Genomic DNA, 15,774 nt, shown 5'->3' with positions numbered 1-15,774 from the left:
CTCCTTTTGTCTATATGGATAGTTTTAACGGTTTTCTTGTCTTTATACCTAAAGAAAAAAAGTAGATAAATATCTACTTTAGACTTGTGTTTTATTCAGTTTATTTCTTAATTTTTTTATTACTTTCTTTTCTAAGCGTGAAATATAAGACTGCGAAATGCCTAGCATATCTGCCACATCTTTTTGTGTTAATTCATTTTGTCCGGTCAATCCGTAACGCATCAGCAAAATCTTACGCTCGCGATCATTCAATTCATCGATGGCTTCATAAAGCTGTTCACGCTGTTCGTTGCCTTCGATCTCTTTATTGACAATATCCACATCTGTTCCCACGATATCCGATAACAGTAATTCGTTCCCGTCATAGTCCACGTTCAACGGTTCATCCAAAGAAATTTCTAAGCGAATACGGTTATTCTTACGCAGAAACATGAGAATTTCATTTTCAATGCAGCGTGTTGCATAGGTTGCTAACTTTATATTCTTATCCATTTTAAAAGTATTGACTGCTTTAATCAGTCCGATGGTTCCGATGCTGATTAAATCCTCGATTCCGCCGTTATTAGCGTTATCATACTTCTTAGCGACATATACCACTAAACGCAGATTATGTTCAATCAGCTGATCCCGAGCCGATAATGAGCCTTGCGATAATTCAATTAAGGCCTGCAACTCTTCTTCCGCATTCAGCGGAGAAGGTAAGATATCATTACGTCCAATATAAAAAACACTATTGGCATCAAACAAACTTAATAAAAAATGTAAAAACTGCATATCCTCACCCCTTATATAGTAAAGCCACATTCAGTAAACAGTCACCATCAATGCTCATCTCACTGACAATGCCTAAATAACTTTCCACATACCTTTCTTTTCCGATTTGTATATTGCGCAGATAAACGATTTTAATATCACTATAGCCATTGACTGTCTGTATCTCAATCGTTTCATAGCCGTCTTCTTTTAAGAGACCTTCTTTGATAAAGATAATCGGAATCCCCTGATAAGTCGCTTTATTTCCGGTGTCCAGATAGCCTTTTAACTGGTAATCTTTTCCACGATAAGTAAACTGCACCGGATAATAAAGCTGCTTTAGAGCAAGATTTCTTTTTAAAAAGAAGGCATGTGCTAAATAGCACACGATAATAATGAATAAGAAAACAATATTGATCAATAGATTCTCAAAACGATAGATAATGAATATTCCATGCTGAAACGTAGAATATGTATTGATCTTTAATAATACAAAAACAAAAAAATGATATGAAATCATATAAGAACAATAAAAAAGGAAGCTTTCTTTTTTATAGAATAAGAGATGGATCAAAAAGATTATGAAATACATCATCAAACTAGGTAATTTAATATAAAGATTAAAGGAAATTAAAGAAATTAGAATCAAATAAACGATGATTTCTTTTTTTATCAGTAATTTATTGACAAAAATCAAAGCTGATAGGAAACAGATTCCATGCAGTAAGATTTGTTGTAGGATAATACTTTCGATATAGACTTCCATCGATCCACCTCCCTTACATCATAGTCGTTTATCCATGAAAAACTTGTCGATTAGTCAAGACTGTACTATAATTATTCAAAAAGGAGATGAAACCGTGGATTTAAAAATATCAGAAATGATGGCATTGCAGGAAGAACTTTATCAGGTGAATAAAGATAATTGGTCTCCGATAGTTCCATCCACTGGAAAAAGTAAGTTATTATGGATGATTGAGGAAGTTGGAGAGGTTATTTCAATCATTAAAAAAAAATCCGAAGAGGATATTATGAATGATCCTATTGTAAGGGAAGCTTTTGTTGAAGAAATGGCAGATGTCATGATGTATTATCAAGATGTTTTACGCTGCTACCAAGTTAACAGCGAAGAATTTTCAAATGTGTATATGAAAAAACACCAGCGCAATCTTGAACGTCACTTCAAGCAGGAACATGCTTCATATTTAAAAAAGGAAAGCAAGTAAATAAAAACAAGAGATTTCTATCTATTGCTTCATCGAATAGATTTGAAATCTCTTTTTAATTATTATTTTAAGTAGGAAAGCATTAATAAATACTTTCTCTTACTTTTTCAATGATTCACTTATAGCACTGATAATTGTAGAACGGAAATTTCCGTCTTCTAAGGCATTGACACCTAGAATGGTTGATCCTCCCGGCGAACACACCTGATCTTTTAAGATTCCCGGGTGAAGTTTTGTCTTTAACTGCATTTTCCCCGCCCCCACTACGGTCTGACTAGCTAATTTATAAGCAAGATCTCGCGGCATGCCATGCTTGACTCCACCATCTGCCATCGCTTCAATTAACATATAAAGATAAGCCGGACTGCATCCGCTCATGGCACCTCCAACGCCCATTAAATGACTTGGCAGAAATTCCACTTCACCGATACTTTCAAACAGTCCTTTCGCAAACATCAATTCCTCATCTGTTAAAGAGTGGCGCGCTTCTAAAAGTGACATCCCCTCACCTACTAGGCAAGGCGTATTTGGCATAATAAATAAATGGCGGGTTGTTTCATCAAGCAGCGTATTATAGCGTTCAAAGTCATAGCCTAAAGCAATCGATAATAAAGCTTTATGCTTTAAGCGATCTCTTTGCGCCAAAATGGTTTCATCTATCACATTAGGCTTAATGGCAATCATCACCATTACACATTGATCGATCAGCTCCTCGATCGTTGCACAAAGGATGACCTTCGACTCCATTGCAAATGTTTTTGCTTTATCTCCATCGATGTCATAGATACACACTTCTTCCGGCTTTAAATAATGCTGTTTTAATGCCCCCTTTAAAATTGCTGAACCCATATTTCCAATTCCGATAAATCCTAACATCTTCATTCTCCTCTCTGATAAAAAAAGACACCTGACGTGTCTTTTCAATATTAGTTTCTTCTGCTTTGCAAGAATACTGAGTATTCTTCATCATCGTCATCATCATAATCATCTTCTTCAATTGGGGAAGCATTTCTTCTTCCGCCAACAGGTACAGTTGATTCAAATCGTGGTGATGATGTTCTTACTCCAGGTTTTGCATTGAATGTAGGCATCGTTTGTTCAACGTTTTCTTCAAATCCGGTAGCAATAACTGTAACGATTACATTATCGTCTAAGCTTTCGTTAATTGCTACCCCAAAGATTGTATTTAAATCGCTGCCAACAGCATCACGAATCACTTCAACGGCAGTATTAGCATCATAGAGTGATAAGGATTCTCCACCGGTAACGTTAATGATTGCATCTTTTGCGCCTTCAATAGACACTTCCAATAATGGTGAAGAAATGGCACGCTGAGCAGCTTCCACTGCTTTGTTTTCACCGTTAGCCATCCCGATTCCAATCAAGGCTTTTCCACGATCTGCCATAACGGATTTAATATCGGCAAAGTCTAAGTTGATAAATGCCGGAATAGCAATTAAGTCTGTAATGGTCTGAACCCCTTGACGAAGTACATTATCAGCTTCTCTGAATGATTCTTTTAATGGTTTATTTCCTATGATTTCCAATAAACGGTCGTTTGAAACAATAATGATTGAATCAACATTTTCTGAAAATTCTTCAATTCCCTGCAATGCCTGACTGCTACGTTTTGGTCCTTCAAACGTGAATGGTTTTGTAACGACACCGACTGTTAATGCACCTAAATCCTTTGCGATTTTCGCTATCACCGGAGCAGCTCCCGTTCCAGTTCCGCCACCCATTCCGGCAGCCACGAAAATCATGTTGGCACCTGCTAAGGCAGCTCTGATTTCTTCCTCTGATTCCTGAGCAGCTTTACGTCCGATTTCCGGATTTCCGCCGGCTCCTAATCCTTTAGTTAATTCTTTTCCCAATACCAATTGGTTTTTAACGTTAATTCCTTTTAATATTTGAGCATCGGTATTAGCAACATAAAATTCAACTCCTTGAACTCCATCATCCACCATACGGTTCACTGCGTTGCAGCCCCCGCCTCCGACACCAATTACTTTAATTTTTGCGACAGTTGCCATTCCGTTTGAATCCATTCTATTCTCCTCCATTATTCCTCTTCTGTGACAAAGCGATCAATTAGTTTTTTTATTTTTCCCTCAGTAGGATTCGTATTTGTTTTCGTTAGTCCCTTAAATCGAAGAGACATCGTATTGGAAATATCCGGCAATACGACCGATGATATGACATCTCCATATATCTTGTTTCGATCCACTAGGTAATAAATCATCCCTAATGCTGAAACGTAATTCATTTTTCTAACACCAATTGCCTGCGGACGATAACATCTTACCGGTCTGCCCAGTACATTTCTTGCAACCTTATCGAACCCTTCGATTTCAGCGCCTCCGCCGATAATGACAATTTCATATTTCTTGTCTTCACCGAGAATCGCTAATTTCTCTTTCACTTTAAGCATTAACTCTTCTACTCCGCCATACAGCAGCATAGAAAGATCATATTTCGTATAGTTGTGTACTTCGCTGCCATCTTTCGTAGAATGAATGATATCTTGTTCCTTCATTTCCACGTTGCAGCTTCCGTATTTAATTTTATAGGTTTCTGCTTTAGCAATTGGAATCTGCCAGTTCATAGCGACTTTCTTGGATAAATCGTATCCGCCTTCCGCCGTTAACGTGACATACTTTAAGAAGCCGTCTTCAAAATATGAGATGGTAGACGAATGATGTCCCACATCGACCAACACTGCTCCATCATGCAAATAAGCTTCATCAAACACTTCTTTTGCAGCGGAGTAAGCATTGATGCTGACATATAGAATATCCAAGCCTGATCCTTCCACTACACGAATGTAAGGATAAAGAATTTTCTTGGTCGTCGTAATCGCCAGTACATCGACTTTTATTGAATAAGCGGTCTTATTCAAAGGCGCCTCATAGCTTGACTGCTCCCCAAAATAATACATCACCGGAATCATCGAAACGAGAGCTTCATTCTTTCTTCTTTCAAACTTAGAAGCTTTTCCCAGTGCTTTTTCAATATCCGTTGAACGGATCTTATGATCTGTTGATAAGATCTGAGCACTGCCGCTCACAGAATAAAGACGACATTGATTTGCCGGAATATTAAGCAGCACGCTTGTAATTTTGGCATCCAATGAAGCTTCTGCATCACGAATCAGTTTTGCAATATCCTGCTTCACCGCTTCCTCATCAATAATAAGCCCTTTTTTAATTCCATGTGATGGGAGATGACTTGCAAATAACACCTGTACGTTAGTATTGAGCATTTCTCCAACCACCAATTTGATTGTTGAAGATCCAATATCCAAACTAGCATAGACTTTCTTCACAATATCACCATCCTTATAATATACTACTTCCTCATAATATCATATTTATCCTTAATTTTAAATACTTTTCCAAGATGTTGACAAGGAAATTACCAAAAAATCTGACTAAATTTTATCATCTTCGTTAAATTGCGAAAACAATATCTTGTTTATCTTCCATTATTTTATAACCGATCGTTTTATAGGCTCTGTTTGAAATCGGATTATTCTGATCGACATAGAGACAGGCAAACTCATTCTGACGAGCAAAAATGACTTTAGCCTGCTCACTCATCATCTGTTTAGCGTAGCCATGCCCTCGATATTGGGGTAAGGTATAGACCATTCCGACAGACACCCCGCGAAGTAATTGACGTGTAATTGCACACATTGCCACTTTCTTGTCATTAACCTCATAAAAGAAGAGTTCCTGATTTTCAATATGGTGGCTCATCGTCGGGCGATAACTTTCTGCATCGACTTCCTCATGGAAGCAGTCTTCATAAAACCCCTCATAGCAAGACAAAGCAAAATCAAGATCGTCAAGAGTCGCATGAATTAGCTTTCCTGTCGAAATTTGCTCGATTAATTCGCCGTTTTTCAATTCCATGATATCCATTTTAGTACGAATCTGATAGTCTTTGATACCGCTGATTTTTAAATATAAATCGGCAATTTCTTTTGATGTATTGATTCCGGTAATTTCAATCTTTTCTATTTTCAAATAATCAATTAGCGTCTGAATCATCTCCGCACTGACTTCATTGAGCGCATGGATCAGCATGCGATATGGGCGGGTATATTGAAAAAACAGATAAGTTTTCTGATCATCCTCAACAGTTCCGATCAAGCAGTCTGATAGCGGATCCTCCATCGCTCTTTGACAGTTGGTAATGATCAGCTGATATACAGCTTCTTTCCTTAATAATTCTTCTTGATAGCGTTCATAAAATTCGTTTGGTTCATAGCGTTTTGCTTTCATAATTTCTCCTTTCTAAAAAAGATTAGGTTTCCCTAATCACAGGCACGCTGATAGACATGTCCTCCCAGAAAATCAAAATAACAATTTTCCGAGTTTTGACTCACCACCGTATTATAATATTGTAATTGATAGACCATATCATCGATACGGACATAGCTTTCTTTATTATCATCACTTAAAAGCTTCACTCTTAAAGGATCGCTCTCTTGCGGTTCAAACATAATATCCGATAATTGAGTACGGACACTCTCATCGACTTGGGCAAAGTTCTCCGCAAACTGCTTTAAGATATCTTCATCATTAAACTGACTCAGCTGTGGTAAAGACTGTACTTTTCGAATAAGTTCCGAATCACTGATGTCTTTCATCGTTCCATTATCAAAGATCACTTTTGCGCTTCCTTCCTGCATCTGATAAGCGATGGGGGCACTTTCGGTAATAGAAACGGTTAATCCGTCAAAAATACTCTTTTCTACCGCAACGCTTTTAATTCCGGGAATCTTGTTGACACGCTCCTTGATTGCTGATGACCAGCAAAATAAGCGAATGCTGTCCTCATCACAATTCATCGCCTGTTGGATTTCCTCATTGCTGATGAAATGATTACCGGAAATATGAATCGTTTGCAGTCTGGAATACGGACTGTAGAAATAAGCACCTAAAGCTACCGCAATAAGCAGGATTAAAAACACACGCAAACGTCTGACACGTCTTTTCTTTTTATAGGTTTTCTTAATCGTTTCTGCTGGATTTTGATCGTATTCGTTGATTCTCTGCTTCTTTTTCTTACTCATGATTTACCAGTTCATAAAGCGCACTTCAGTATGCAGCTCCACTTGAAAGCGTTCCATCACAAGAGATTGAATATGTTCGATCAAATTTTTTATATCCTGAGCAGAAGCATAACCGCTGTTGACAATGAAGTTAGAATGTTTTGTTGATACTCTCGCATGTCCAATGCTGTATCCGCGTAATCCGCATTCATCAATGTATTTCCATGCCGGATGCGTTTTGGGATTACGAAAAACACTGCCGGCACAAGGGCGATCCCAAGGCTGTGTAGCCATACGTTTTGCCTTGCGGTTTTTCATAACTTCTTTTATTTCCTCTTTATCGCCTGGCATCAATTCAAATTTAGCTTCCAGCACTACCCAATCCGGATGATCCTGTAAGATTGAATAGCGATAAGAAAACTTCATCTCCTCATTTTTATAAGTCACAATATCGCCGGTTCCATTTAAGAGGGTTACTTCTGACAGCACAGCAGCGACATCGCTTAAATATGCCCCTGCATTCATATAGACAACACCACCGACACTTGCCGGAATACCGGAAATAAATTCCAAACCACTTAATCCATGATTAGCCGCAGATAATGCCATCTTGATCACCGAAGCACCGGCTTGTGCGATAACGGTCTGGTCACTAATCTCAATCTTATTAAAATACTGATTCAACGATAAGATAATTCCATCAAATTCTTTATCAGAAAATAAAACATTGGATCCCCTGCCAATGACATAATAAGGGATGCGATGTTTTTTAATTACTTTCATGATCGTTTGTAAAGCGGGAATGTCTTTAACTTCAATAAAAGCCCTTGCCGGTCCCCCGACTTTATAGGTAGTATGTTTATACATGGGTTCAAATTCTAAAATATCCCCCACTTCTGCTTCATTTAATTGTGTGATAATCGCTTCAAAATTCATAAGCATTCCTCTACTTTCCAATCAACTCCATCATGACTTTACTAATATCTTTGCAGGCATTGACTTTTCCTAATTTCTTTGCATTTTCTTTCATTGTAACTAATGTAAATGTATCATTAAACAGAGTATCGATTTCTTCAATCAGACGATCACTGGTCAATTCATTTTCCTTGATCATTTTAGCTGCCTGTTTATTCACAAGTTCCATCGCATTGTATTCCTGATGATTGCTTGCTACATAGGGACTTGGGATCAAGATCATCGCTGATCCTAAAGCCGTTAACTCTGCAATTGTAGATGCACCGGCACGGCTAACAACAAGATCACAAGCACTCAGCAAACTTGGCATATCGTTAATATAAGGTACAATGGATACGTTATGCGGTACCTGTTTAACTTCTTGAATCATTTTATCATAGCCATTTTTTCCTGTCACTAAAATGATCTGATAGGTTTTATCTTTAAATTTCTCAACTGTGTCTTTTAAGATATCATTAACGGTTGCTGAACCTAAGCTGCCCATAACGATCAGCACTGTTTTTTTACTTGGATCTAAATGATATTTCTTTTTGACCTCCGGATCTTTCTTACTTGCTACAACCTCTGTCGCACGAGGATTTCCTAATAAAAGTGTTTTTTCTTTAGGAAAATTTTCATAAGCCTTATCATAGCAGCAGATGATCTTATCTACTCTTTTAATCAAGATTTTATTGGCTAAGCCGATCAATGAATTTTGTTCATGGATCATCGTTTTTACGCCTAATGAACTCGCTGACATCACGATGGATGCACTGACATAACCTCCAAATCCAATGACTAGATCCGGTTTAAATTCCTTTACGATCTTCTTCGTCACTCTAAGCGATGCCGCGAAAACACCTAAGGCTTTTGCTTTTTGCAGCGGGTTTCCTGCAAGACCTAAAACGTGAACTCCTTTATATGCATATCCCATTTCCGGGATGACTTTCGATTCTAAACGATTCGTTGTCCCAACAAACAAAAATTCTGTTGAGTCATAATGCGATTCTATATATTTTGCCAGAGCAATCGCCGGATATAAGTGTCCACCGGTTCCTCCTGTCGCAAAGATGATTTTCATATTCATCACTCCTCAACTTCATAGTATATCATATTATCCGTTAAATTGTTCAATATTTATTAATATTCCCACACAGGTCATTACGATGGTTAAACTGGTTCCACCATATGACATAAACGGCAATGTTACCCCGGTAACGGGGAATAATCCCACGACTACGCCTAGGTTGATCATAATCTGAATACCGAGCATTGCAGTGATCCCCAAAGCTAGAAAAGTACCGAATAAATCTTTTGAATCAAGGGCAATACGAACCCCTCGAATAATTAAATAAAGGTACAGACAGACGACTAACCCGGCACCAATCAAGCCAAATTCTTCACAGATAATAGCAAAGATAAAATCGGTCTGTGGTTCCGGTAAATAGAAATGCTTCTGTACACTGTTGTCAAAACCTACTCCTAATAAACCACCGGGACCGATCGCATATAAGGATTGAATCATTTGGAAACCACTCCCCAATGGATCTTGGAAAGGATCTAAATAGGCAACGATACGTGCTAATCGATATGGTGCAGAAGCAATCAATCCAACTAATCCAGCAACACCGCCAATACCCAGCCAAACAAAATAAATAAACTTAAACGGAGAAGCGATAATCATAATCACAATGCTTGCCAGCATAACTACTCCGGTTCCAAAATCAGGCTGAAGCATGATTAAGGCAAAGCCTAGGAAAGCTACTACCAACAAAGTTAATGCATAACGCGCTTTTTTTAAATAATGATAGTAAATGCTGATATACTTGGCTGCGAAAATAATCATCCCGATCTTAAAGAGTTCGGAAGGCTGCAGTGAAATAGAACCGATCGCAAACCAAGAACGTGATCCTCCACGCACCATTCCTAATCCGGGAATCAGAACCAGTATTAACAAAATAAAGCAAACGATTAAAATTTTAAGGGCATGTTTTTGATAGAAATGATAGTCAATATGTATCGTACAAAACATCCCCACTAAACCCACTACGGCAAATAAAGCCTGTCTTTTAATATAATAGAAGCTGTCATTGAATTTGGCTTCTGCCCAGATATGACTGGAGCTGTACACCATGACTAATCCGATTGCGACTAAAATTAAAGTGGCTATTAACAAACGCTTTTTTTTCATATATTTTCACCCATTTATAATATATAAAAAAAGAGTGTGACTTATTCACACTCCAGCGAATTTACAATTTCTTTAAAGCAGCGACCTCTTTGTTCATAGCCGGTAAATTCATCATAACTGCTGGTAGAAGGCGATAATAACACGACATCTCCCGCTTCCGCAATCTCTGCTGCTTTTAAAGTAGCTTCTTTTAAATTATGAACGAGCAAGCAATCATTTTGCAGCGTTTTCGCAAAACGTTTGCCAGCGGCACCAAAACAGATAACTTTTTTAACTTGATCTGTATAGGTTTTTAATTCCGTCAGATCCAGTCCCTTATCAAATCCGCCTAATAATAAAATCAAAGGTTCACTAAATGATTTAATCCCAATGATTGTTGCATCGGTATTCGTTGCTTTCGAATCATTGTAGTAACGAACCTGATGGAGTTCACGCACAAACTCAACACGATGTTCTACCCCTTTAAACTCACGAATCACTTTTTGAATATCCACTAATGGAATATCCAGCAATTTGGCGATCGTTAAGGCAATCATTACATTTTGTACATTGTGCTTTCCGGCTAAGCGAATGTCTTCCACCGCTAAAATCGGTTCACTGTCATAATAAATAGTGTTTTCCTTAATGCATACCATATCTTCAGAATCCATAGAAAAAGGAATAATTGAAGCATGAATCGGATAACGTCGTATATAATCGGCAATCGTTGCATCATCTTTATTTAAGATAAAGTAATCCTCTTCATTTTGGTTTTCATAGATTCTCATTTTTGAAGCATAATATTCATCTACACTTCGCATGTAATCTAAATGATCCGGTGTCAGATTAATGATCGTCGCTATTTCCGGTTTAAACTTTTCAATATTCAGCAATTGGAAATTCGACATCTCGATAATAATATAATTTCCGGCACTTTCTAATAAGTTTTCATTTAAAACCACTTCGCATAAAGGGGTTCCGATATTTCCGGCTACAAATGTATTTGAATGAACAGAATGCACGATGTCATAAACTAAAGTCGTTGTGGTTGTTTTACCATTCGTTCCGGTAATCGCCACATAATGCTGTGGTAAAGCCACCTGAAAAGCCAGTTCAATTTCTGTATAGATTGGGATATTTCGTTCTTGCAAACGTAAAACAAACGGCATTGTATATTTGATGCCCGGATTTTTTACAACAAAATCAAAGTCTCTTTCAAAAAGCTCATCCGGATGGCTGCCGGCAATGACTTCCACACCCATCGTACAAAGCTCATCGTAAGCCTCCAATTCAGATGCTTCTTTTCCTTCATTAACTGTGACTAAAGCCCCCAGTTTAATTAAAAGACGAGTAGCTGCCAACCCGCTTTTAGCAAGACCTAAGACTAATACTTTTTTATCTTTCAACATGCTATAACACTCCTAAGACGATCCCGACCATTCCGCAGATGAATCCACCTAGCCAAAATGAGATCACAACTTGCTGTTCTGCCCATCCTAATAATTCAAAATGGTGGTGAAGCGGCGCCATTTTAAAGACACGCTTTCCGGTTAGTTTAAAGCTTGTTACCTGAATAATAACTGATAATGTTTCAACAACAAACACACCACCCACTAACAACAATAAAAGCTCTTGTTTAGCAAAGATAGCCAGTACAGCCAGCAATCCCCCTAAAGAAAGCGATCCGCTGTCTCCCATGAAGATTTTAGCTGGGTGATAGTTATACATCATAAATCCAAGCAATGCTCCGATCACCGCCATTCCATAAACACTGATGGCATACGTCTTACTCATTAATCCAAAAATAACAAACGGAGCGATCGCTACCATTGACAATCCGGTCGCTAAACCATCCAGTCCATCCGATAAGTTCACGCCGTTTGATGTTGCGGTAAACATAAAGTACACTAAAACCGGATATAAGAAACCAATATCTACTGATGTACGAATCACCGGAATCGTAATGACGGTTGAAAAACCTGGTACGAAGTTTAGTGCTAAAACATAAAATAAGACCGCTAAAATAGACTGCATCAAATATTTCTTTGCAGCTGACAAACCTAAATTTGTCTTTTTAACGACGATTAAATAATCATCTATAAATCCAATCAAACCATAGCCTACAAACATTAACGTGATTAAGCCTACAGTTGGATCCAATATGTATGATGGAAACGTCAAGTAAACTGCAATCACTGAAGCCGCAATGAAAACAATTCCACCCATTGTTGGTGTTCCACCTTTAATTTTATGACTCTCTGGTCCTTCTTCTCTTTCTACCTGACCGAATTTCAATTTAGTTAGAAACGGGATGAAACGCGGCATAGCAATAAATGTAATTATGAATCCTAATATAAAACTGAAAAATATTTTCATGAATTCCATCGTATTTCCCCTTTATTTAATTTCCTTAACCATATTACCATAAACACGCACTCTTTTCAATCAAAGGCAAAAATTAATCGTTCAGCGATTTATCGCTTATACTCACCAATTTTTATCTATTCCTATCTTTTAAAAACACCTTTATGAATAGTTTTCCTCTATTTTAAACAAGTCTCACCTTGCTGTTTTCACTGTACAATACTTTCTTACAATATACAAGTCTAAAAAAGAGGACTCTACGAATCAGAGTCCCCTAGCATAATGATGATAGTCGAACCATCCTCTTGTTTTTCATTTACGCGCGGCAGCTGGTCAATCACGGTATCTCCCTCACCGACATATTTAAACTTGAAATGATCGCTCTTGACTTCGCTCTTACTTAAACCGATATATTGATCTACTGTATATTTTGGAATATCCATCCATGTATACGTCTTTTCTTTTTGTTCTGTTACTTTTTCAACCCCCAAGACATTTAGGACGTCGACCAAGATTTTTCTTGCAATCGGCGCGACAGTTGTCCCTCCGTATTGTACACAATTTTTGGCGTTATCCATCGCAATATACAGGACAACTTCCGGATCATCAACAGGAGCTACACCTAAAAAGGAAAGAATATATCCTCCGCCAACATAACTTCCATCAACTGCCTTTTGAGCTGTTCCGGTTTTTCCACCGATACGATATCCTTCAATATAAGCATTTTTACCTCCGCCGTTTGCGACTACACCTTCCAAAGCATCACGTACTAAAGCCGATGTTTCTTCGCTGATGACATCACGAACATGTGTTGTGGCTGCTTCATAGATGGCTTCTTTTGTATAAGGATTAATGACTTTATTCAAAATATATGGCTGATTTAAATGTCCTCCGTTGACACAGGCACTAACCGCTGTCACCAGCTGGATCGGCGTAATCGAAATTCCTTGACCAAATGAAACGGTTGCCTGTTCCAATGGACCGAATTTATCATAATTAAACATGATCCCGCTGCTTTCTCCGACTAAATCAACTCCCGTCTTTTTGGTTAGTCCAAAATCCTGCACATACTGATACAGCTTATCCTTTCCTAAACGTCTTCCAATTTCAACAAACCCCGGGTTGGAAGAGTTTTGCAAGACTTCTCGGAAGGTCTGCAGACCATGTCCGCCGGCTTTCCATGATTTGATCCTAGCCCCGCCGACGATCTCATAGCCTTTATCATAATACGTATCCTTATCCATATCAAATAACTTTTCATTCAAAGCACTGGCGAATGTAATAATTTTAAAAGTTGATCCCGGTTCATACGTTTTCCATACCGGAATATTCTGATTATACGTTGAAGAATCATAATCCTGATAATGATTAGGATCAAAATCCGGTTTAGAACAGATGGATAGAATCTCACCGGTTTTAGGATTCATCATCAATGCCCAAATGCCATCGGGATTATACGTATCATAGGCATTGTTTAATTCCCTTTCCACAATGTCCTGTAAACGATTATCAATGGTCAGTTCAATATCCATCCCGTTTGTCGGATAGACATAATCCGAAGAATAAATTGGCAGGTTATTCCCTTTAGCGTCCATATAATATTCAATGCTGCCATTCTTCCCGCTTAGATAATCATTGTATTTCAGCTCTAATCCTGCCAGTCCCTGATTATCAATTCCAACAAATCCCAAGGTCTGTGCCAAATAATTGCCATTCGGGTAATAACGCTTTGTATCTTTGATCAGGTATACCCCGGGAATTTTAAGATTATCAATCGCAAGAGACTGATCTTCGCTTAACTGACGTCCTTCTGGTGAAATACGCTGAATCGAAACTTTTTTAGAAAGCTTCGTCAGCAGCGTGGCTTCATCGCATTGCAGAATCGGTGCTAGGGCACTGGCTGCACTGATTGGATCCTTGATCTGTGAAGGAATCACAACTAAAGATGAAGTAGTAAGATTTGTGACAATCGTATCGCCGTTACGATCTAAAATCTCACCACGAGTTGCTTCAATCGGGAAACTTCTCTGCCACAGTGTCGTTGCCTTTTCACTTAATGTGTAGTAACTTACAATTTGAATATAAAACAGTTTCAAAATGATACATAAACAAATAAAGATGGCTCCGTATTTTATGTATTTCATTTTCTTTTTAGATATTTCGTACAGCATTATGATCACCACCCCTAAATAATATGAAAAAAATCGGTCATCTAGACCAGTTTAATTTGATATATAGGATAAATGCCCGCTTGTGCGCTTCATCACGAACATCACAAAGACGCTGACCAACAACTCAGTAATCGGCATTGCCCACCAAATTAAAGAAGTGCCAAATAAGCTTGGCAGCAAGACAATCAAAATACCGCTGATAATCATACCTCGCATGATAGACACGATTAGCACAATGCGAGGCTCCAGCACTGCCTGAAAATAATAAGTTGAAAAAATTTCTTTAAAACACTTAAATCCCATTGCTGGTCTGACCAATCTCAGAGTATTTTTCTTACTGATAAAATGAGTCCGCAGGAAAACAAGCGTTATGAGTGAACCCAGTACAGCTGCAGGTCCGGCACCGAAGATCCTATATCCATTACGAATACAAAGAAGTAATCACCAAAGACATTAAAGATACCATCGATTAAAACGGCCACTGTTGCCAGATCCGGATTCTGATCACTGCGTAAAAAAAGCAGCCAGCATCTGATTGAGCAAAAAACATGGAAAGATAAACTTGATCGGAATCAAATAGTGCTGTGCTAACGGTAATAGATTCTCCTCTGCCCCAAACACAGTTAAAAGCTGACGTTCAAAAAGAATGAAGATCAGCCAAGCTACGATGCCTAATAGGATTGAACCAATAAAAGCAGCCATAAAATCATCATTTTCATTTTCCTGATGATTGCTTTTTCCTTTCAAGTGACTAAATAATACAGAACCCCCCGATTCCCATCATTAGCCCTAAACTATAGATAATATTCCAAATAGGAGCCACAACCGCTAAAGCAGCAGTTCCTTCCGGTCCCTGATATTGTCCAACCATCGCCATATCGACAATCGAATAGATCGAAGTGATCAAGGCACTGCCAAAAGCAGCAGATAATTATTTAAGATAAAGTGGTTTTATTTTACCATTTAAAAATCCGTTATATTCCCCCTTAATAGTAAAAAAACCGGACAAGGTCAACAGATATTTCAATCTATTGCCTTATCCAGCGTGTCATTTCTTATAAATGACTTACCCGCAAA

The 15,774-nt window shown here is 38.1% G+C and carries 17 protein-coding genes; 1 reads left to right on the top strand and 16 read right to left on the bottom strand.

All coding sequences use genetic code 11. The annotated features are described in order from the left end of the window. Positions 1-78: 78 nt before the first annotated feature. Both sigE and ACLRVU_RS07580 read right to left on the bottom strand, forming a co-directional pair. The gene (gene sigE / locus ACLRVU_RS07585) at positions 79-774 is read right to left on the bottom strand and encodes an RNA polymerase sporulation sigma factor SigE (RefSeq protein ID WP_147553492.1); all 696 of its coding nucleotides are present in this window, start codon (positions 772-774) and stop codon (positions 79-81) included. A gap of 4 nt (positions 775-778) precedes the next feature. Beyond that, the gene (locus ACLRVU_RS07580) at positions 779-1,519 is read right to left on the bottom strand and encodes a hypothetical protein (protein WP_412891414.1); all 741 of its coding nucleotides are present in this window, start codon (positions 1,517-1,519) and stop codon (positions 779-781) included. Between the two features lie 94 nt (positions 1,520-1,613). Here ACLRVU_RS07580 and ACLRVU_RS07575 point away from each other — a divergent pair, with 94 nt between their 5' ends. Further along, positions 1,614-1,979: a MazG nucleotide pyrophosphohydrolase domain-containing protein gene (locus ACLRVU_RS07575; protein ID WP_412891413.1), complete on the top strand. Its 366-nt coding sequence runs from the start codon at positions 1,614-1,616 to the stop codon at positions 1,977-1,979. 99 nt (positions 1,980-2,078) lie between these two features. On the opposite strand, the gene proC is transcribed toward ACLRVU_RS07575, so the two are convergent. The 14 genes from proC to ACLRVU_RS07505 all read right to left on the bottom strand — a co-directional run bounded on the left by proC (position 2,079) and on the right by ACLRVU_RS07505 (position 15,604). After that, complete coding sequence (gene proC / locus ACLRVU_RS07570; protein ID WP_412891412.1) at positions 2,079-2,855, bottom strand: pyrroline-5-carboxylate reductase; 777 nt, start codon at positions 2,853-2,855, stop codon at positions 2,079-2,081. Between the two features lie 50 nt (positions 2,856-2,905). After that, positions 2,906-4,027 (bottom strand): cell division protein FtsZ, encoded by a 1,122-nt coding sequence (gene ftsZ, locus ACLRVU_RS07565; protein ID WP_041138708.1) that lies wholly within the window; start codon positions 4,025-4,027, stop codon positions 2,906-2,908. A gap of 14 nt (positions 4,028-4,041) precedes the next feature. Further along, entirely contained in the window at positions 4,042-5,304 is a 1,263-nt protein-coding gene (gene ftsA / locus ACLRVU_RS07560) for a cell division protein FtsA (protein ID WP_412891411.1), read from the bottom strand. A gap of 124 nt (positions 5,305-5,428) precedes the next feature. Continuing rightward, positions 5,429-6,265, bottom strand: coding sequence for a GNAT family N-acetyltransferase (locus tag ACLRVU_RS07555; RefSeq protein WP_412891410.1), 837 nt, complete (start codon positions 6,263-6,265; stop codon positions 5,429-5,431). 32 nt (positions 6,266-6,297) lie between these two features. Then, positions 6,298-7,059 carry a cell division protein FtsQ/DivIB gene (locus ACLRVU_RS07550; RefSeq protein WP_412891409.1) on the bottom strand — a complete coding sequence of 254 codons (762 nt, stop codon included), beginning with the start codon at positions 7,057-7,059 and terminating at the stop codon, positions 6,298-6,300. Positions 7,060-7,062: 3 nt separating this feature from the next. Continuing rightward, positions 7,063-7,974, bottom strand: coding sequence for a UDP-N-acetylmuramate dehydrogenase (gene murB, locus ACLRVU_RS07545; RefSeq protein WP_412891408.1), 912 nt, complete (start codon positions 7,972-7,974; stop codon positions 7,063-7,065). 10 nt (positions 7,975-7,984) lie between these two features. Further along, a complete protein-coding gene (gene murG, locus ACLRVU_RS07540; RefSeq protein WP_412891407.1) occupies positions 7,985-9,073 on the bottom strand; it encodes an undecaprenyldiphospho-muramoylpentapeptide beta-N-acetylglucosaminyltransferase in 1,089 nt (362 codons plus the stop codon). 33 nt (positions 9,074-9,106) lie between these two features. Beyond that, positions 9,107-10,183, bottom strand: a complete 1,077-nt coding sequence (gene spoVE, locus ACLRVU_RS07535; RefSeq protein ID WP_412891406.1) for a stage V sporulation protein E — start codon at positions 10,181-10,183, stop codon at positions 9,107-9,109. Positions 10,184-10,224: 41 nt separating this feature from the next. Continuing rightward, on the bottom strand, positions 10,225-11,571 hold the full coding sequence (gene murD, locus ACLRVU_RS07530) for a UDP-N-acetylmuramoyl-L-alanine--D-glutamate ligase (protein ID WP_412891405.1): 1,347 nt from the start codon (positions 11,569-11,571) through the stop codon (positions 10,225-10,227). A gap of 1 nt (position 11,572) precedes the next feature. Further along, the gene (mraY, locus tag ACLRVU_RS07525) at positions 11,573-12,547 is read right to left on the bottom strand and encodes a phospho-N-acetylmuramoyl-pentapeptide-transferase (protein ID WP_412891404.1); all 975 of its coding nucleotides are present in this window, start codon (positions 12,545-12,547) and stop codon (positions 11,573-11,575) included. A gap of 236 nt (positions 12,548-12,783) precedes the next feature. Then, positions 12,784-14,697, bottom strand: a complete 1,914-nt coding sequence (locus tag ACLRVU_RS07520; RefSeq protein WP_412891403.1) for a penicillin-binding transpeptidase domain-containing protein — start codon at positions 14,695-14,697, stop codon at positions 12,784-12,786. Between the two features lie 51 nt (positions 14,698-14,748). Further along, on the bottom strand, positions 14,749-15,000 hold the full coding sequence (locus ACLRVU_RS07515; protein ID WP_412891402.1) for a hypothetical protein: 252 nt from the start codon (positions 14,998-15,000) through the stop codon (positions 14,749-14,751). Between the two features lie 201 nt (positions 15,001-15,201). Continuing rightward, positions 15,202-15,444: an MATE family efflux transporter gene (locus ACLRVU_RS07510; RefSeq protein ID WP_412891401.1), complete on the bottom strand. Its 243-nt coding sequence runs from the start codon at positions 15,442-15,444 to the stop codon at positions 15,202-15,204. Between the two features lie 4 nt (positions 15,445-15,448). Then, complete coding sequence (locus tag ACLRVU_RS07505; protein ID WP_412891400.1) at positions 15,449-15,604, bottom strand: MATE family efflux transporter; 156 nt, start codon at positions 15,602-15,604, stop codon at positions 15,449-15,451. Positions 15,605-15,774: the final 170 nt, after the last annotated feature.

Source organism: Beduini sp. (genome assembly GCF_047239305.1).
Taxonomy (GTDB): domain Bacteria; phylum Bacillota_I; class Bacilli_A; order Erysipelotrichales; family Coprobacillaceae; genus Beduini.
Note: the sequence above shows the minus strand (reverse complement) of the source record. Positions and strands in the feature narration are given on the sequence as shown.